The sequence below is a fragment of the Chitinophaga sp. CF418 genome (assembly GCF_900142925.1).
In the GTDB taxonomy this organism is placed as follows: Bacteria; Bacteroidota; Bacteroidia; order Chitinophagales; family Chitinophagaceae; genus Chitinophaga.
On the sequence record NZ_FRCN01000005.1, the window covers coordinates 351,065 to 370,257 of the forward strand.

The window sequence follows — 19,193 nt, forward strand, 5'->3', positions numbered from 1 at the left end:
ACAGGTCACCACTAGTATGCGACTAGTATTAACTTACGTTCAACTTACGTTCAGAACGTAAGTTGAACGTAAGTTAAAGCCATTGGTACTATAGTCGTATCGGATTGATACTATACTGAAAGGGTGGAAATTCGATAGAGATGGCTTAATCCTCCCTTACATTTACCTCTCCACCACTCCTCATTAAAGTGTCAAACAAACAATAATAATTCCTATCTTCCCCTCAAATTCCCGTTGATGAAAAAACTACTGATACTCAGCCTGTCCTGTATCGGTCTGACAACCACCGCACAGGTCAACACACATGTCCCAACGATCGACGAAGTTGGCCCTGCCAGGCTCACGGAAAACATTGCTCCTGTAAAAGCACCTTTTCCCATGCCAGCCTTCAAAAAGCCAGCATTCCCTTCATACACCATTACCATCAAAGGGAAAGCAAATACCCAGACACAAGAAATCCAAACAGCCATAGACGCTGTAAGCAAACATGGCGGAGGAACAGTTAACATCCCTACCGGCAATTGGCATACTGGCCGCATCATATTAAAATCAAACGTCAATCTCCACCTCGAAGAAAATGCCATCCTGAACTTCAGCGGAGAAGTAGCAGACTACCTCCCGGTTGTATTCACCCGTACTGAAGGCGTGGAAGTCATGTCCCTGGGAGCCTGTATCTATGCCAACGGACAACACAATATCGCTGTTACCGGAAAAGGGAAACTGGTAGGCCCACCTGCCAATTGTTCTGTCAGGAAACAGGTCATGCGCCAGGATGTAATAGAGAATGTGGTAGCCGCCAATAAACCAGTCGCGGAAAGGATATATGACGGCCATAACGGAGGTCCGGTCTATCTCCCGATGTTCGTTTCTGCGGTCAATTGTAAAAATGTGTTTTTAGAGGGCATACAGCTCGAAAACACCCCTTTCTGGAACATTGTACCCATTTATTGCGATAACGTCATTATAAGGGGTATTACGGTCAATTCTGTGGGTATTCCGAGCGGGGATGGTATCGATATAGAATCCAGCAGGAATGTACTGATAGAATACTGCACGCTCAACTGCGGAGATGACTGCTTTACGTTGAAAGCCGGACGCGGAGAAGACGGATTAAGAATCGGCAAGCCTACAGAGAATGTAGTCATCCGCTTTTGCCTGGCACGGCAGGGGCATGGCGGTATTACAGTAGGCAGTGAAACCGCAGCCATGATCCGGAACCTATATGTGCATGATGTAGTATTTGACGATACAGAAGTAGGCCTGCGCTTTAAGACCAGGCGTCCCCGTGGTGGAGGTGGCGAAAACCTGTACTATGAGCGCATCCGGATGCGCCTGCGGCTGGACGCCTTCCGCTGGGACATGCTGGGCGCCAGGATGTATGTAGGCGCACTGGCGGATCGCCTGCCGGCTTTGCCTGTCAACAAATTAACACCGGTTTACAGGAATATACACGCGAAAGATATTGTTGTAGATAGCGCCAGGGCGCTGGTAAGAGTGGATGGTATCCCGGAATCTCCTATGACGGGCTTCGACCTTGAGAATGTGGAGGCCCATTGTAGCAAATTGATCCAGAGTATAGATGCGACAGATCTGAAGATCTCCAATGCTACCATTTACAGCCCTGATTCACTGTTAACATTTACAGATAGCAGGAATATCATCTTTCAGCAGGTACATTTCATCAATCCGGCGAATAAGATCGTCACTAATCTTTCCGGCGATCTTACGGATAACATCCGGTTTGAGAATGCCACCCCGCAAAAGCCGGAAGGCTGGGAAACCAATAGCTGGAAAAGGAAATAAAAGGAACAGCCGGGTAGTTAGATTACCCGGCTGTTCCTTTTACGCTACGACCAGTTTAGCAGCAGCCCTTCTCACGCGAACAGTACACCAGATCACAACGGCCAATATCGCAGACATCACCAGGTAACGGAGCACCATATCCTGCTGTGTGACTATCTTGCCCGTCCGGGAAAGTGTAAAGCTGGAGATGGATGTCATTACATACACCAGTCCTCCCAGCAAGCCGCTTGCCATTCCGGCATTTTGCGGAAAATACAACATCCCCTGGGTGAAGAACAGATTATACAGGAACCCGGAACAAATATGAATAAAGAAAGCAAATAACATCAGGCACCATAACTGCTGATAACCGTAACCTATCAGGAACAGCACTGTGATCAATGTCAGTTGAACGACAGCAGCAGCAGACGCTTTCTTGTTAAAATCAAGTGCAATGAGACGTTTGCCGATGATCCCTCCTATCATCCAGGAAAAACCCAGTATCAGCGTACAATATCCGATTACAACCGCATTGAAATGCAGACTGTTCTCGATCACAAACGGCCCGGCAATGTTAAACACCATCACCACAGAATATGCCATGCCCAATGTAATGATACCCAGCAGGAACTTCGTATTCCCCAGCATCATAACATAATTTTCTTTTATCCTGACCAGATCCACCCGTTTGCGTTCTGCGATTGTTTCTCCGCTAAAGATCAACTCAAATACCAGCATTAAAAATGCATATATCGCCAGGAAGTAAAAGTTTGACTGCCAGTTGAAAAATTTCTGCAGATACCCTCCCAGAAAAGGAGCCACAATAGGCCCCAGTGACCAGATAATAGTAAAGAAACTTAGAAAATGTTTCAGCTTATCACCGGAGTACATATCTACAAAGAAAGCTCGTTTAGAAACCACCACAAATGACACGGCAACTCCTTGTATAATTCTTAGAAAACAAATCAGCTCAACATTCTTTGTAATACCAATCAGTAAAGAGGATACTATCAGCACGCCCAGACCGTACATGGCAGGTTTGAATCTGCCAATGCTGTCCAACAGGCTCCCTACAAACAATTGGGAAACACCATAACTCAGGAAAAAACATGTAAGCGTGAGCTGTATATCATGTTCCGGCACGCCAAGACTGTTGGCCATTGTGGGGAACGATGGTAAATAAATATCTGTGACAAATCCCGACAAGGGAATTGAAATGAAAGCTAATATTGTCGCTATCTTCTTTCTTCTGTCTGATGCGCTTCTTAACATAACCTAAAAACCTTTTTATGAATGACGCAACAAAGGTATATCAGGCATGCAGATACTTAGTAATGTAATTCAAAGGAATAATTGTCTAAATCAAAGAATCGCTTTAACCTTTGATTGCCTGAACTGTAAAGGGGTGATTCCCATCGCTTTCTTGAAAAAATGATTAAAATGAGCAGGTTCCTCAAAGCCCAGACAATAGCCCACCTGTGAGATATCCCATTGCGTGTTCTGCAGTAAGGTCTTCGCTTCTTCCAGGACACGGCTTTTGATAATGGCGGTAGTCGTACTCCCGGTAGTACTCTTGATTACAGAATTCAAATGATTGACATGCACGTTCAGCGCCCGGGCAAAATCGGCCGGTGTCTTCATTGTCAGCGGATGAGCCGGAGAATCCAGCGGGAATTGCTGATGCAACAGTTCATCAAACATCCTGAGCAAACGGGAAGATGCGGGTAATTCGCTGGTATAGTTACCATCAGGCTGGTCTACCAGCAGGGAATGCATCAGCAGGCACAACAGGTTTCGTATTGCTTCGTACTTAAATGGATAGTCGCTATGCGCCATCTCCATCATCTGCTCAAAATAAAGCGTTAAAAGTCCCAGTTGCTTATCATCAAGGAATATAACTGGCTCACTCCATGCTTTGAACAGTGATGAACGCTTAAAAATATCAAACTGGTAATGCTCGTTGAAGAACTCCTGGTTAAACAGGCAGTAATAACCATCCTGGTCGTCAGACAAACTGGTCCAGGCATATGGAACAGACGGACAGGGTAACAATAAAGCAGGCCTGTCTATAATAATGGAGTTGCCGCCATAAAACAGCTCTCCCGTTCCCAGTATCAGTGTTATCTTATAAAAATCCCGCCTGTTGTAAGGCGATTTGAAATTGCAGTATTTCCGGGTATTTACATTAAAATGAGACTTACCACTTTGCAGATCATTATTACTTAATGGAAAGTTGATATGTGATCTTTCCCGGTAAAAGTCGGTCAATGTCTCCAATTGCTGGCTCATGGAGGCAAAGGTATAGAAAATATGGAAATGGAATGAAATCCCCCCTCAGCAGCCACCAGCGCAGGCACTATATCCTGGTGACGTACTTGTTGGTTTCCGGATCAAATTCCTGAAAATTGATCAATACCTCGCTTGCACGAATCGAAATTATGCCTAACCCGTTTTCAATCTGAAATTTCATCTGCTTATTCATCTTGGATATCCAATTTAACACATTCTGAAATTTATTAATAAAAACATCTTTTCAAAATCAATTAATACCCTATCTTAGCCTTACCTTACGCATTTTCAATGAATTACATCAGATTCTCCGATACCTACAACGAAGCGCTACTTATTGCGGAGCTACAACAGGTGCTGCAACAGGATTGGTCCCTACATTTTAATACCAAAGATTTCAACGGCGACTGGCGGAGTATTTCCCTACGTTCAGCCACAGGCAGGAACGATGATATATATGCCCAGGCAGACGTCGCATATAAAAACACGCCCGCACTGGAAATGATGCCTTATGTGCAAAAAATACTGGATACCTGGCACTGTGAAAAGGAGGCCGTACGCCTGTTATCACTCGCGCCCGGCAGCGAGATCAAACCTCATAAGGATATGGGCTGTGGCTACCGTGACGGTAATTTCAGAATTCATATTCCCATCGTTACCAATCCTGACGTATACTTTACCGTCGAGGATGAAACACTGCATTTACAGGCAGGCGAATGCTGGTACATGGACTTCAGCCAGACACACAGTATTGTCAACAACGGCAATACTAACAGAATTCACCTGATCATGGACTGTATACGCAACGAGTGGACCGACCGGCTATTCGCAGCACATGGCTTTGATCTTTCAGAAGAAAAACCGTCATATGATGCAGCAACGAAAGCCAGAATGATCGAAGAGCTGGAAAAAATTGATACGGACATAGCAAGGAACCTTATTGCCAGCCTAAAAGCAGAAAATTAATGCAGACATCCTCCATTACAAACTGGATACCTTACAAACTCAATTATACGCCACAGGGATGGATCGTGAAATGGCTCGACCTGGTCGACAAGCGAATGATCCTTCCCTTTTTTGATGAGACTATCCAGGTATGCCGGATCAGTCAACGGCAGCGCTCTTCCCTGGAAAGCCTGTCCACAATGGATTTCGCTGCGGACGTCAGCAATGACCTGTCTGCACTAGAGCCTTCAGCTTTCGTCTTCCATGTATCCCGCTGTGGCTCTACCCTGCTATCACAGGCATTTTCAGCGCCGGAGGAAAACATCGTCATAGCAGAAGCGCCGCTGCTGGATGAAATTTTAAGAGCCCGCGAACATCAGCCGGATCTGCCCTTATCTATACTTGAGGACTGGTTCAGGGCTGCAGTCAGGCTAATGGGACAACAACGCAATTTTAAAGAGCAACACTATATCATAAAACTCGACAGCTGGCATATTCACTTTTATGAACTGCTGAGGCAATGGTATCCGCATACACCCTTTTTCTTCCTTTATCGTAAACCGGATGAGGTGATCGCGTCGCATGATAAACGCAGGGGCATTCATTCGGTTCCCGGCATGGTCTCTCCTGCCCTCCTCAAAACGGATGATCCAGGACAATTTGGAGGCGATTTTAACCGCTATACCGCCCAGGTGTTACAGCAGTTCTATCTTAAACTCCAAAGCATCCTGGAGCTTAATTATGCCCAGAATTGCTTTTTTGATTATGCGGATGGTGTACAGGAAATGATGGCAGCTTTCAGCCATTTCTCAGGAGTGGCCATAAAAGATGAGGAACAGGTACACGATCGCCTGAAATATCACAGTAAAGCCTCACAAGAGGTATTTAAACCGGAATCATTCGACAACAGGGAGCGCTTCTTCTTTCAGGATGCGCACAACGCATACGAGCAGTTAAGATCATCGCATACACTATCTATCTGACAGGTTTCAATGGGACATATCATTCAATTCACAGGTTTATCAGGAGCAGGCAAAACAACGCTGTCCAATGCCTTGCTGGAGTGGGGCAATCAACATCATGTAAAAATTAAACTGATAGACGGAGACGTTTACCGGCAAACGCTGTGTAAAGATTTAGGCTTCAGCAAAGCAGACAGATTGGAAAATGTTTCCCGGCTGGGTGCTTATGCCGCCTCAATATCGGCGGACTATGACTATATCTTCATCGCAGCCATTAATCCCTATGAAGAAGGCAGGAATAGCCTTAAAGCGAGATACGGCGCTACCCTCATCTGGCTGAAATGCAGCCTGCAGGCGCTGATAGCAAGAGACCCGAAGGGATTGTACCGGAAAGCCCTGCTGCCCGACTCACACCCTGAAAAGATCCATAACCTGACCGGCCTGAATGATACCTTTGAAGAGCCACTGCAAGCCGATCTAACGTTGGACACAGGCAGCCTAAGTGTGGAAGAAGTGCTTAGCCAGACAGTCAGTTTCCTTAATCAACTGTCACTCCTGCCGGCCCCTGGAACTGGTACCCTTTCCCCCATTTATACACGTAACGCTTCGCCAGAGTGAACTTGCCTTTTTTATTGCTTTTCGCATAGGGCTTTACCTCCTCTGGTAAATCCTCGAAATCATCCGCATTATAGTTGCCTTTGATCGTTACGATGATATCCCGGAAAAACCTTTTGTTACTAACAGGTGCATTGTACGTACAGGTCCAGCCAGACATATTTTCGTCAACGTTGGTCCGTTCCACCCAATTAGCAGACAAAACCTCTTTATAGCTTCCATCTGCTCCTGCTATCAGGTACAGGTTACCATAAAACGGTCCCCCGGCGCCACCATTCGAACTCTTGATCATAAATGCGTACTGATCATGTCCGATCAGCAGCAATTCAGGGGACGGACATTGGGAAAACGCACCATACGCACCAGCAGCCGGCTGGAAGTATTTCAATGACCAGACGCTGTCTACCTTGGTAAATTTGGCAAATCCAATGGTTCCCCCCGTAAAACGGGATATTTGCATGCCATCCGGGTCAAATTCTGAATGATTGAAAGTGAGCATTTTGTATTGCGTCCCGGAAGAGTCTTTATAGTTGTATACTTTGAGTAAGCGGGTCGCTGTTCCTTCTGCATAAGGGAAATCATAGCTGCTGCCCTCATTCTCGTCTATATAAGACTTCGGTTTACAGGTCTTACATTCCCAGTTGATCAGCTGGTTTTTATATTTACCAGACGACAGATCATAGTATTTACCGGGGAATAACTGCTTTAATACCTTGAGGTCATCGAAGGCCCCTGTTACATTAAGTGTACGGGTAGGCAGTAAAATAGTATCACTGAGGTTCTTCTTTTGGAGGTCTCCTTCCTGTGCAGCGCAGTGGGCAACAATTCCCAGGCTCCAAAGCAGGCACAAAAAAACTTCTTTCATAGTTATAGCAAATGGCTGTGAAGTTACGCCGATTTGCCGGATAATTTCCTCTGTAACTCAACTACATCATCGGGACCGGCCTTCTTCTTATGTAGACATTTGGTGCAGCCTTTTTGAAGCTATAAAAATTCCCGTACTGCAGGTATTCCGGGTACGACTTTGGATTCATGGAGAAATCATAGATAACTTCCCTTACCCCCAACAGGATAGACATCTGCTTAAAGATGATCACACTGTCACAAGGCACTTCATTACAGGGGTCGTATGGATATTGCTGTTTATAATATACCGAAGTCTCTAACCCAAGCGCTGACATCGCATTCCTCAGCTGCTGGCTCTTTAAAGTATAATGCGGGTAGTCGTAATTATTGTTATTGGCTAGTACCAGCAGACTGTCGCTCAGCGTATGTATAGAAGGAAGATTCCTGTTAATATACCTGGTAAGACGCTTATCGTTGTACTTTCTAAGCGGCACGCAGGCGCAGGATGCGAAAAAAAGGAGGCTACAAAGACCGATGCAGGAAAGAAGGATTCTTTTCATTTGGGTATAGTATTGTCCTTCTTAAAAATAAGGGAAAAGGCCCTTTTCCGACCAAAAAGCCGGTCTTTTACTCTAAAAAACGCTCATTTTCTACTCATTAATGCTTTTTTTCCCTATATTCATAAACTTATATCGTAAGTTGTTTCTATTACAATTCCATCATTATGAATTCTACGACGTTATCTACCACTACGCAACAAAAGCGGATGAGCCGCAAAATATGGGCAGAAGTAATCCTGACTGTTATTCTCGTAGCTGCTGCCTTTTTGCTGACTATTTAAGATAATTGCCGCAGACTCTTTCTGAACTCTTCAGGCGTTTGCCCTGTATACTTCTTATAAAACTTCGTGAAGTAAGAATTATCTGCAAAATTCAGTTCGTAAGCGATCTCGGAAATAGTAGAGTCCTGACTGGTGAGCAGTCTCTTTGCTTCCAGGAGGATACGGTTGCGGATCACCTCTCCCGCCGACATGCCAAGCACACTGTTGCAGAGAGCATTTAAATGATTGGGCGTAACAAATAACCGCTCCGCATAATCTTTAGGCAGCTTTAAAGTACGGTAATTCCTTTCGATCAACTTCTGAAAATTCTTTACCAACGCATAGTTGTAGGCATTTGCATGGGATGAGTCTTTATCAAAACTCAGGCGGCCCACCAGGATGAACAGTTGCAACATCAATACCTGTATCATATCTACAGATAAACGCTCCCGCTGTTCACTCTCCCTGATCAATCCTTCAAAGATTAATGTTATGGGCTTATGCAGCTCTTCCGGCAAATTTATCACTGCCTCGTCAACGTCACCGCTGAAAAACGGGAACTGTTCCAGGTAATCGGGTTTCAGCAGCAGAGCGTGTAAAAATGTATGGGAGAAATTGAGGATATAACCATCTACATGGCCTTCAAACTGCCATCCGTGTACCTGTCCCGGTATCATGAAATAGATCTGGTAAGGCTTAACAGGAAAGGTTTTGAAATCAATGGTGTGTGTACCTGCTCCTTCAGTGAAAAGCATGACATGGAAAAAGGTGTGTTTATGCGCATTGCGCAGGTTCTCATGAACAAGCAGGTATGGTGCAAATCTGCTGATCTGAATATCATCATCCTTCACGCCTGATATTGCACCTACATCATAAACCGGAATTTTAGCCATCCTCGTAATGTTGGGGCTAAATTAACGAATTTTCGTCCGTTCAAAATGTTTGGGGGATTAGGGGATTCATGCGGGCCAATGTTATCGGGGTTGGGGATTACGCGGGGCGGAACCCAACAATTCCGGGGGGCATACCATTTGTCCCCGGGGTTGCACCCCGGGCTATAAACACCAGGACTCCTAAAGGAGTCCATTGGCGTTTTGTTTCCCGGTTTATTGCCATTCGTTGTGTTCCCCGGTTTGTTGCCATTCGTTGTGTTTCCCGGTTTATTACCATTCGTTGTGTTCCCCGGTTTGTTACCATTCGTTGTGTTCCCCGGTTTGTTGCCATCCCGGGGTTGCACCCCGGGCTATAAACAAAAGGTACTAATGGAATCCATTGACGTTTTGTTGAGCATACGTCCTATTCTATTTTCAGGCTCTTCACAGGGTTCATTAATGCAGCCCTTACACTCTGGTAACTCACCGTCAGCAAGGCTATGCATCCTATCACAAAACCCGTCAACACAAACATCCACCACTCTATGTCAATCTTATAAGCAAATCCCTGCAGCCAGTGGTTCATGAATAACCAGGCGGCGGGGAATCCGAGTACCATAGCCGCCAGGATCAGTTTCAGGAAATCGCCTGACAGCATCGCGGTGATGTTCGATACAGAAGCACCCAACACCTTGCGTACACCAATCTCTTTGGTGCGTTGGGCAGCAGTAAAAGTGGCCAGTCCAAACAATCCCAGGCAGGAAATAAAAATAGCAAGCAGGGCAAAGTAGTTGGAGAGCGAACTTACAACCTGTTCGCTTTTATACAGCTTCGTATATTCCTGGTCAGAGAACTGGTATGTAAAAGGGAATCCCGGATTCAATGTCCCGCACAGCTTTTCCAGACCGGCAATAGCTTCTTTTGTTTTACCTGCCTTCGTCCTGATCAGGATGGTGCCCCATGACCAGTTTTCATCCAACCGGATGATGAGCGGGTCTATCGACTGATGTATAGAGTTAAAATGAAAATCTTTGAGCACACCAATAACTGGCCCCTGGTTACCGCGCCAGGTCACTATCTGACCAATAGGATCTTTATACCCGATCTTTTTCACCGCTGTTTCATTGAGCAGATAAGCTACCGAGTCAGTACCAAACTCCCTGGAAAAGTCACGTCCTGCCATTAGTTGCAGCTTCATTGTCTTTACGAAATCATATCCTACCACACCATCTGCAAATGATATTATATCATTGGGATCCTTACCTGTCCAGGCAACATCTCCTGTATGATGCTCAATAATAGTCGGTGAATTCCTCATTTTTGACACACTGAGGATACCCGGCAGCCGGGATGCTTCTTCCTTGAAATGAGCATAGTGACCGATCAAATCTCCTTCAATGGGAATGTATATCAGGTCCTCCCTGTCATATCCTAAGTTCTTCGTCTGTATATAATTCATCTGACGGTATATCACGATCATGCTGACCATGAGTATAATGGAAAGTGCAAACTGGAATACTACCAATCCTTTTCTCAGCCAGGCAGTCCCTCCGCCGACCTTCAATCCTCCTTTCAATACACGCACCGGATTCAGCGAAGAAAGAAATAAGGCCGGGTAACTGCCAGCAACAACACCAGTCACAATCAGTAATCCTATCAATGACAACCAGAACAGCGGCTGGGTAAGCGGTAAGAATAAGTGTTTTCCTGTTAGTGTGTTAAATGCAGGTAACAACAGTATGGCCAGCAGAACGGCGACAACAAAGGCGCATGCTGTTAGCAGCATTGCTTCTCCCATGAACTGGCTGACCAATGAAAAACGATCTGCGCCTATGACCTTTCTCAGTCCTACCTCTTTTGCGCGTTTGGCAGATTGAGCGGTGGTCAGGTTCATGAAATTGATACAGGCTATCAGCAGAATAAAAATGGATACAAGTGTGAACAGTTTTACATATTCTATGCGTCCTCCATCCGGCACTCCGTTTTTAAATACCGAATGCAGATAGGTTTCAGGATAAGGCTGTATCCCCAGTTCAATACGCTCCCCTTCTACTTTTGATTTATATCTGTAGATAAAGTCCTTCATCTTGGCAGCCACTTTATCGCGATCAGCATCCTTACGTAACTGGACAAACGTAGCCGGACTCGTATTGCTCCAGTTATTCACCCAGTCATTTGTCGCTGCAAAAGCTTTCCAGCTCCGCAGAAAATCAAAATGCCGGGAAGAATTTTCAGGTACATCTTCAAAGATGGCTGTCACCTGCAGATCTTCTTTATTTTCGAAACGTATGGTTTTGCCTATTGCCTTTTCGGGGCTGCCGAAAAAGAAGGCTGCCATCTTATGGGAAATGGCAATATCAGTGAGGCTGTTTAATGCGGTGACAGGATTACCATGTAACAATGGGTAACTAAACATGCGGAGGAAATCGGCGCCGGCATAATAGCCTTCCATTTTACCAGTCTGTTCGCCTGCCTTAAAAGTATTAAGGGTACCGGGGGGAGCTGTGTATTCCAGTCCGCTGGCATATTGCACTTCCGGCATTACCCTTTTCAGCTCTTCTGCCAGCAAGGCCTGGGTTGTATAACCTGAACCGACTTTGCCATCATAGAACTGGCTTTCATACACCTGGTACAGATAGTCACCATTTGTATGAAAGCCGTCCACGCCACGCTCATCCTGCAACCAGAGAATGATCAGCAGACTACAGGCCATCCCCAGGGCAAGGCCCGACATATTGATAGCGGAAAATATCTTATTGCGGAGCAGGTTCCGCCAGGCGATTTTAATATAGTTTCTCAGCATCATAAAAGGTCTTGATCCTGATTAGTATCAGTGAATACTATACCACAATATAAACATACTTATTTACAACAACTTATACAGTCAGGGGTAACCTATTTTGTTCGCTTTCAGCATAAGTATTGTTCATATCCGAACAGGGGGCACTACATTAACGCAATGGCGGGAACAGGCACCTGCTATTCAAAAAATTCCAGCTCGCCTGACATATACAGGTAAGCCTCGGCCTTACGGCGGCGGGTCAGTCCATCCAGTACTTTTCCTCCGGATACATTCCATTTCAGGAATTCCATAACAACAGAAGGGTCTTTAGGGTTTGCTTTTACCACCTTCAGCAGGGTGCTGTCTCCCAGGCCTTCAGCAATGCCATTGTTATTCATATCAGCGCCAACGTTGTACGCAAAAGATACGAGGGCGTCAAACTGCTGTTGTTTCAGCGCTATACCAGTTGTCAGCTTAGTTACTTTCGCCACAAATCCTTTCTTGATACTGGCAAACAGGGCATCTGCACGCTGCTGAGTGATTACATCACCTTTTTTAACCGGCTTCTCGTCTTCGTAAACGGTGTTACCCCAACCAATTGTCCAAACGCCTTTACTGTCCTGGTATGCTGTGAGACGGCATTTCTCGAAATGCTTAATGAGCTTCTCCCCTTGGGCGCCTAATTCCATAGTGTATAGATTGAAATGTTTAGATTCTTAAGCATTAAAGATATAATAAATATATTATATCTCAAGTCCGCCCATGGAAAACCTGGAAGAGCTTCTTGACTGTTGCGTGTATAAGGAAGAATGCAGAATGCTTATTTTGTTGCATCCAGGATCAGGATACCCCAGAAAAAGAGATCCGGCGGAAGCGAATCCCAGTTGTTGTAAGCATGCCCGGCATCAGACTTGTAATGAAGGATATAACTCCCTGCCGGCAACGTGATAACCTGGTCAACCTTTTGATTTTTGAGCGCTCCTCCGGCAGGACTAGCAGGTTGTCCCTGCATCTGCCACACAATCTTGCCGTTATGGTCAGTGATCCATCCGTAATCGCACCAGGAGCTGCCATCTCCTGAACAGTTTTCTCCCACACCATAGATCCTCAGCTTGACTGGCCGAGATAAAGTGAATGGCCTGGAAAGTTCCCGGTTGATCCCTACTTCCCCTATTCCGGCAACCAGCTTGCCTGTAGGTACTGCCGGGCCACTCACCGGGTTATTCTTTTTATATAGGGCATATAAATTGCGTGCTTTCAGACTATCGCCGTTGAGGAGGGCCATGGTCGCACCATCGATCAGTTCTTTATTGTACAGGTCATGTGGCGGTTGTTCACTTTTCAGTATAAAACAATGATAAAAAAGCTGTGCGACCGGCGACATAAACAGGTCTCCATCTCCTAGTTGAAAGGGTTGACTGAGTTTATCAGTATTGCAGGTAACAGCCAGCGTCAATCTCAGTGCAGGCACTTTAACAAAAAGGGCCGATTCTCCCGGCGTCTGTCCGTAATGCCAATAAAAGTCCATTCCCTGATACTGCTGCACAAACCAACCAAGACCGTAGGGAGTAATAGTGCCGTTCCGTGTGCGGTTGGGCGTAAACACCTGCTTTTGCAATGCTGCGGAAATAAACAGATTACCGTCAATGGCTTCTGAGTATTTTAACAGGTCTCCTGCAGTTGTTACCAGCCCTCCGAAAGCACCGAACTCACCCGAATATTCCATACGGGCGATCTCACCTTTAGCGGTCATATTATAAGGCACAGCCAAACGGGAGATGGCTGTATCGAAATATGGTATTACTCCAGGATTGATCTTCTTGTATTCATAAAACTGATGCAGCGATAGGAACGGTGCTGAGGAAGTCATTTTTAGTGGAATAAGGATATTCTCCATCAGCAGGCGATAAAACGGCATACCAGATGCCTTCTCCATTACAGACCCAAGCAATCCAAACCGGTAACCGTTATACTGGAAAGCCATCCCCGGCGTTCCCTCGGAAGTATGGGTCAGCAACTGCCTGAGAGTAATATTGGGATTGCCCAGGTCCAGGTCATATTTGCTGATGGGATCATCCAGGTTCAGTTTCCCCTGTGCTACCAGTTGCATGATCAGCGTGGATGTAAAGGTCTTTGTGACTGAAGCGACGCGGAAAGATGTCTGCGCTGTTGCCGGTACCCGGTCTTTCAGGTTGGCAAGTCCGAATCCCTGCTTTAACAGGATATTCTTATCCTGTTTCACGGCTACTGCCATACCTGGTATCTTCAGTTGCATCCGGATGGAATCTAATCCTGCGGCAAACCGCACAACGCGTATGTCCTGCTGGGCCGCTGCCAGGTTCGTACAGGCGCTCAGGATGAGCATTAAGCAGTATTTCATCGACTTAATATTGGGAAAACAATTGATCTACTTGTCATGATGTACCCACTTCACTGACAATCGGAAACCACCTTCTAAAAGGAATACATATCAGCAATGAAGTTAGTCATTTTATGCCGGGAATTGTAAACTGATCCAAAGCGATGAATCCCCAGCAACGATGACGCTATCGCAGGGACAGATGTCACCATTAAGGCCAATGTACCTATCACTCAAACTATTCTCGTAAAAGCAGGACAAACCTATGATGGTGGCGGAAATACCATTATTGCCTCCGGCATGGGTGACGGCAGCCAGGCTGAGGATCAGAAACCTATATTCCGACTGGAAAATGGCGCAGTACTCAAAAATGTAAAGATTGGTGCCCCGGGTTGCGACGGTGTGCACGTATATGGAAATGCCACTCTGGAAAATGTACAATGGCCGGACGTTGGAGAAGATGCTATGACGCTTAAATCAAAGGGCACCGTAACGTTGACCAACTGCGTTGCACAAAAAGCATATGATAAGATACTGCAAATAAACGCAGATGGGACTATCATATTGAACAACTTCAAGGCAACCACTTTTGGAAAGGTACTACGTACCAATGGTAGTGGTCAGTATGCCGTGACCGTTACTATCAATGGCGGTACTTTTTCAGGAGGTACAAACATCGTGTGTACAGAAAGCGTAAACCTGAGAGTTCGATACAGGAATATTACGACTTCCAGTGTAACCAAACTGTGGGAAGTACCTAATTCCTCGCAGGTAAGTACATATTAATGAGGTAAAGACCGGGTACATATTCTCCAGAGAAATATCCGGATAATATGTACACGTTTTCAAATGGGTTTTCAGTTAAAACATGTAACTTCACCGGCTATTTGAAATGTGTTAATTCCATCTGATTTTAAATTAGTTAACCACATATTGAGATTGATTGTTTGTTCATAATTCATTATTAGGTAACCATAAATTCAAATGTTGATTGTCTTATGAACGATTACAAATTATTATTCGTTGAGCTTAAAAAGAAAGTACAACAAGCACAGTTGAAAACTGTCATTGCTGCAAATGCCCATATGCTGTTTTTATATTGGGAAACCGGCAATTTTATTATTAAGCATCAGGAAGAACAAGGATGGGGTGCAAAAATCATATCATTGTTAGCAGCCGATTTAAAAAAAGAGTTCCCTTCAATCAAAGGGTTTTCAGCCAGAAATTTGTTGTATATGAAACAATTCTCGGAAACCTATCCTATACAACTTTTACAAAAATTTGTACAATTGGAAGCTGAATTAGGTACATCCGATGCATTGACCCAGCATATCCTTGAAAAACTAAATTTAGCTGATAATCAATTAGTTGAAATTACGCAACAACCTGTTGCGCAATTAGAAGAAACAATTTTTCTACAATCTATAGTTTCAAAACTTACATGGTCTCACCATGTAATTTTAATGGACAAGATAGCAGATCCAGGCAAACGATTCTGGTATATGTTAAATACAATAGAACATGGAAATAGTCGTAATGTCCTTGCCATGCAGATAGAAAGTGGCCTATATGAGAGACAGGTAGTAGCAAAAAAAGTAACCAACTTTTCGAAAACTATGCCGGAACCTCAAACTGATTTTGCCAACTATATTCTGAAGGACCCATATATATTTGATTTTGTCCAGGCGAAAGGAAAAGCTGACGAAAGAAATATTGAACAACAACTCACCGACCACATTACTAAATTCCTGCTGGAACTCGGTAAGGGGTTTGCCTTTATAGGTAAACAAGTACGCGTAGAAATAGGTGGTCAGGATTTTTATATAGATCTCCTCCTTTACCATACCCGTCTGCATGCCTACGTAGTAGTTGAGTTGAAGGCACGTGATTTTGAAGCAGGTGATACCGGTCAGCTTAATTTCTACATCAATGTCATAAATGACCAGCTGAAAGGTCCGGGAGACAACGACACCATCGGTATTTTATTATGCAAAGGAAAGAATGAGGTATTAGCTGAATATGCACTGAAAGGAATGCAACATCCAATTGGTGTAGCGGAATATCAATTGGCGAAAGCAATTCCTGAAGAACTGAAATCCCAGCTACCGGATATTGCAGACTTAGAACAGGAACTAGTAGAAGATAAGCAATAAATATTGCTTAATTACCCAGCTGTTGGGGAGTGCTGGTAAAACAAAAAGAGCCTTCAGATGATGTCTGAAGGCTTAAATTTTTCCGCTATATATTGGATTTTTTTGCATAAATCCCTCTATAAGAAATTGATTCCAAAATATATAATTCAAACCCAGTCACTTTTTTTTATCAGATAAGTCCACTGCACCTATATCGCTCCATTAGTGATTTACTTTGACCTGTCGCCCATCGCCACGCGCGTTAAGCCGATTTTAAAAGCAGGAAGATATAGTGTCGCAAATTTTATTGCGTCATATGACAAATTCGCAGCTATCTTTATGAAGTGAATCGGGAAAACATGTCTAAAAAGCGAAAATCCATTCCAGTAAATCCTATGGCGAACCAGTTTGGCTCAGGTATCGCTATTGAAAAAATATCTGTTAAAGATTTACACGCTGGAGACATGGAAGACGCAAAGAAATCACATCGGGAGGATGGGCATTCATTCTTCCTGCTTGAAAAAGGAAGCGTTTCCATTGAAATTGATTTTCAAAAGCATACAATCAAGCCTTTCTCTATTATCTATATTCACCCTAATCAGGTACATCGCATAATAACCTTTGAAAATGTGGTCGTCAGCTGTTGGTCAATCAATAATGAACAACTGAATCCTGAATATCTGAAATTACTGGAGGATATCACACCAGCAAAACCGCTGGTTTTAAAAGAAGAAACGTTTTCCATTCTTTCTGAAGCAGTATCGCTTTGCATAAAATTTTTTGACCGGAAAAACGACCGACTATATCATTCGTTACTAAAAGATAGTTGCAACGCATTGGTCGCATTAGTTGTTTCACAATATCTGGAACAATCTAAACCAACTGACAAGCTTTCACGACTTGAAACTGTTTCAAAAGCCTTCAAAGAACTATTAGAACGTAATTATACAATTGCCAAGCGACCGGCAGAGTATGCCCAAAAACTAAACATATCTACACCTTACCTGAACGAATGCGTCAAAAACACAACGGGGCATTCTGTTTCCCATCATATACAGCAACGATTGATCCTAGAAGCGAAACGTTTTCTTTCTCATTCTGATAAAGCGGTAAAAGAAATTGCTACGGAACTAGGTTATGATGATTATCAATATTTTTCACGATTATTTACCAAAGCTGTAGGAAAAACACCAATAGCTTTCCGAAACAAAAACCTCGATTAGTCCAATACTTACTTCGTATTGTCATTATTTCCCGTATTTATGTGCAGTTACTTTGTACCAACAAAAAAGGTATAAAAGTGGAATCATTAAAAGAAAAAAAAGTACTCATTTCGGGCGCAAGTATAGCTGGACTTTCAACAGCCTATTGGATGAACAGATTAGGTTACAAAGTAACTATTGTTGAAATTGCAAATGAACCTAGAATGGGTGGTACTGCTGTTGATATTCGTGGAAAAACGATTGATGTTGTTAAGCGTATGGGAATTTTTGAGCGATTAAAATCAAACGCCTTGAATTTAGAAATGATAGAATTTAAAAATGCGGACGATGAAACGGAAAAATCAATTATAATAAAGACGAAAGAAGTGGAAGTTCCCAATGATGAAATCGAAATTGAACGAACTAAATTAGTGAGTATTTTATTGGATGACTTAAAAAACGATGTTGAATTTATCTTCAACGACAGCATTACAGCCTTAAACGAAAGGAAAGACGATATACACGTTACTTTCAAAAATGGTTCGCAACATGTATTTGACCTTGTAATTGGATGCGATGGTACACATTCGGGAGTAAGAAAAATCTGGTTTGGTGACGAAACTAAATATACACATTTTCTCGAAGCATATTTTTCCATCTCAATTGTGAACAAATCATTGGTAAAGAAGGATACAATGCAGTTTTATAATGTGCCGGGCAAAGCTTATATGCTTAATGCATACAAGAATAAAACCGATATCGTCTTTTGTTTCCTTTCAGAAAAAGAAATTCCGTACAACTATCGTGATGTTGAACAACAAAAGAAAATCATTCTGGAACAGTTTGTTGGACAGGGATGGAGAACCGCAGAATTATTGGAAGAAGTAAATCATTCAACAAATTTTTACTTCGATAAATTTTGCCAGATTAAAATGCCGTCGTGGACAAAAGGCAGAGTGGCGTTGGTTGGAGATGCAGCCTATTGCGCTTCGCCTGCAGCAGGAATGGGGGGCGCGTTAGCGATGGAAGGAGCTGCAGTACTGGCTGATGCGCTACAGAAACATAATGGAAATTTTGAATTAGCGTTTCAGGATTACAATAAAAATTTACGTCCGTTTATTGAAGAAGTTCAAGCCGAAGCCGAACTTAATGTAAGAGAAAAATTTATTCCAAGAACGGAAGAAGCTATTCGCAAAAGAAACGAAGAAGGGTTTTAGCATTCGAGAAAGAAGGATTTGCCCCGGACCTTTGACCATTAATGCAAGTCTATAAATGCAACAGAATTACAGCTCTTTGAATACCATAAAAAAAGTCCCGGCTATACCGGGACTTTTTATTGTAGCGAGGAGAGGATTCGAACCTCTGACCTTCGGGTTATGAGCCCGACGAGCTACCACTGCTCTACCTCACAATGAGGGTGCAAAGATGCATAAACGATTATACTTAACCAAATTTTTTTTTACCCGGACATTTGACAATCAAAATCATTCCAGGACAAGGTTGCCCATCCTCAATCACTCAAAGAAAAACTTTCAGCCATCATCTGGCCGCTAAGAAAATTTTTCGCTATCGCACAGATTTTCTTAG

16 protein-coding genes and 1 tRNA gene are annotated in these 19,193 nt (G+C 43.7%); 8 read left to right on the forward strand and 9 right to left on the reverse strand.

Features of this window, described 5'->3' with window-relative positions; genetic code table 11:
• The first annotated feature begins 237 nt into the window (after window positions 1-237).
• Window positions 238-1,803 carry a glycoside hydrolase family 28 protein gene (locus tag F3I09_RS13825; protein ID WP_149695615.1) on the forward strand — a complete coding sequence of 522 codons (1,566 nt, stop codon included), beginning with the start codon at window positions 238-240 and terminating at the stop codon, window positions 1,801-1,803.
• Between the two features lie 39 nt (window positions 1,804-1,842).
• On the opposite strand, the gene F3I09_RS13830 is transcribed toward F3I09_RS13825, so the two are convergent.
• Together F3I09_RS13830 and F3I09_RS13835 are read right to left on the reverse strand one after the other, a co-directional pair.
• Entirely contained in the window at window positions 1,843-3,054 is a 1,212-nt protein-coding gene (locus F3I09_RS13830; RefSeq protein WP_149695616.1) for an MFS transporter, read from the reverse strand.
• Between the two features lie 90 nt (window positions 3,055-3,144).
• Window positions 3,145-4,071, reverse strand: coding sequence for an AraC family transcriptional regulator (locus F3I09_RS13835; protein WP_149695617.1), 927 nt, complete (start codon window positions 4,069-4,071; stop codon window positions 3,145-3,147).
• 291 nt (window positions 4,072-4,362) lie between these two features.
• Here F3I09_RS13835 and F3I09_RS13840 point away from each other — a divergent pair, with 291 nt between their 5' ends.
• From F3I09_RS13840 to F3I09_RS13850, 3 genes are read left to right on the forward strand one after another with little or no spacing between them, the layout of a single operon-like run.
• On the forward strand, window positions 4,363-5,037 hold the full coding sequence (locus F3I09_RS13840; RefSeq protein WP_149695618.1) for an aspartyl/asparaginyl beta-hydroxylase domain-containing protein: 675 nt from the start codon (window positions 4,363-4,365) through the stop codon (window positions 5,035-5,037).
• Window positions 5,037-5,999, forward strand: coding sequence for a hypothetical protein (locus F3I09_RS13845; protein WP_149695619.1), 963 nt, complete (start codon window positions 5,037-5,039; stop codon window positions 5,997-5,999). Before F3I09_RS13840 ends, F3I09_RS13845 begins: the two co-directional genes overlap by 1 nt.
• Before the next feature lie 9 nt (window positions 6,000-6,008).
• Entirely contained in the window at window positions 6,009-6,596 is a 588-nt protein-coding gene (locus F3I09_RS13850; protein WP_149695620.1) for an adenylyl-sulfate kinase, read from the forward strand.
• Here the strand turns inward: F3I09_RS13850 and F3I09_RS13855 are convergent.
• The 6 genes from F3I09_RS13855 to F3I09_RS13880 all read right to left on the reverse strand — a co-directional run bounded on the left by F3I09_RS13855 (window position 6,517) and on the right by F3I09_RS13880 (window position 14,293).
• A complete protein-coding gene (locus tag F3I09_RS13855; protein WP_149695621.1) occupies window positions 6,517-7,458 on the reverse strand; it encodes a hypothetical protein in 942 nt (313 codons plus the stop codon). The genes F3I09_RS13850 and F3I09_RS13855 overlap by 80 nt on opposite strands.
• A 61-nt stretch (window positions 7,459-7,519) precedes the next feature.
• Window positions 7,520-7,999: a hypothetical protein gene (locus tag F3I09_RS13860; protein ID WP_149695622.1), complete on the reverse strand. Its 480-nt coding sequence runs from the start codon at window positions 7,997-7,999 to the stop codon at window positions 7,520-7,522.
• A gap of 277 nt (window positions 8,000-8,276) precedes the next feature.
• Window positions 8,277-9,152, reverse strand: coding sequence for an AraC family transcriptional regulator (locus F3I09_RS13865; RefSeq protein ID WP_149695623.1), 876 nt, complete (start codon window positions 9,150-9,152; stop codon window positions 8,277-8,279).
• A 403-nt stretch (window positions 9,153-9,555) separates the two neighbouring features.
• Window positions 9,556-11,937 (reverse strand): ABC transporter permease, encoded by a 2,382-nt coding sequence (locus F3I09_RS13870; RefSeq protein ID WP_223233237.1) that lies wholly within the window; start codon window positions 11,935-11,937, stop codon window positions 9,556-9,558.
• Window positions 11,938-12,110: 173 nt separating this feature from the next.
• On the reverse strand, window positions 12,111-12,602 hold the full coding sequence (locus F3I09_RS13875; protein ID WP_149695624.1) for a lysozyme: 492 nt from the start codon (window positions 12,600-12,602) through the stop codon (window positions 12,111-12,113).
• Window positions 12,603-12,733: 131 nt separating this feature from the next.
• Complete coding sequence (locus F3I09_RS13880) at window positions 12,734-14,293, reverse strand: serine hydrolase (RefSeq protein ID WP_149695625.1); 1,560 nt, start codon at window positions 14,291-14,293, stop codon at window positions 12,734-12,736.
• 207 nt (window positions 14,294-14,500) lie between these two features.
• Here F3I09_RS13880 and F3I09_RS13885 point away from each other — a divergent pair, with 207 nt between their 5' ends.
• The 4 genes from F3I09_RS13885 (at window position 14,501) to F3I09_RS13900 (ending at window position 18,823) form a co-directional block, all read left to right on the forward strand.
• Entirely contained in the window at window positions 14,501-15,058 is a 558-nt protein-coding gene (locus F3I09_RS13885) for a pectate lyase (RefSeq protein ID WP_223233243.1), read from the forward strand.
• 212 nt (window positions 15,059-15,270) lie between these two features.
• Window positions 15,271-16,425: a YhcG family protein gene (locus F3I09_RS13890; protein WP_149695627.1), complete on the forward strand. Its 1,155-nt coding sequence runs from the start codon at window positions 15,271-15,273 to the stop codon at window positions 16,423-16,425.
• 338 nt (window positions 16,426-16,763) lie between these two features.
• A complete protein-coding gene (locus F3I09_RS13895; protein WP_149695628.1) occupies window positions 16,764-17,627 on the forward strand; it encodes a helix-turn-helix transcriptional regulator in 864 nt (287 codons plus the stop codon).
• Between the two features lie 77 nt (window positions 17,628-17,704).
• On the forward strand, window positions 17,705-18,823 hold the full coding sequence (locus F3I09_RS13900; RefSeq protein WP_149695629.1) for an FAD-dependent monooxygenase: 1,119 nt from the start codon (window positions 17,705-17,707) through the stop codon (window positions 18,821-18,823).
• Window positions 18,824-18,945: 122 nt separating this feature from the next.
• On the opposite strand, the gene F3I09_RS13905 is transcribed toward F3I09_RS13900, so the two are convergent.
• Window positions 18,946-19,017: transfer RNA gene (locus F3I09_RS13905), tRNA-Met, on the reverse strand.
• Between the last annotated feature and the right edge of the window lie 176 nt (window positions 19,018-19,193).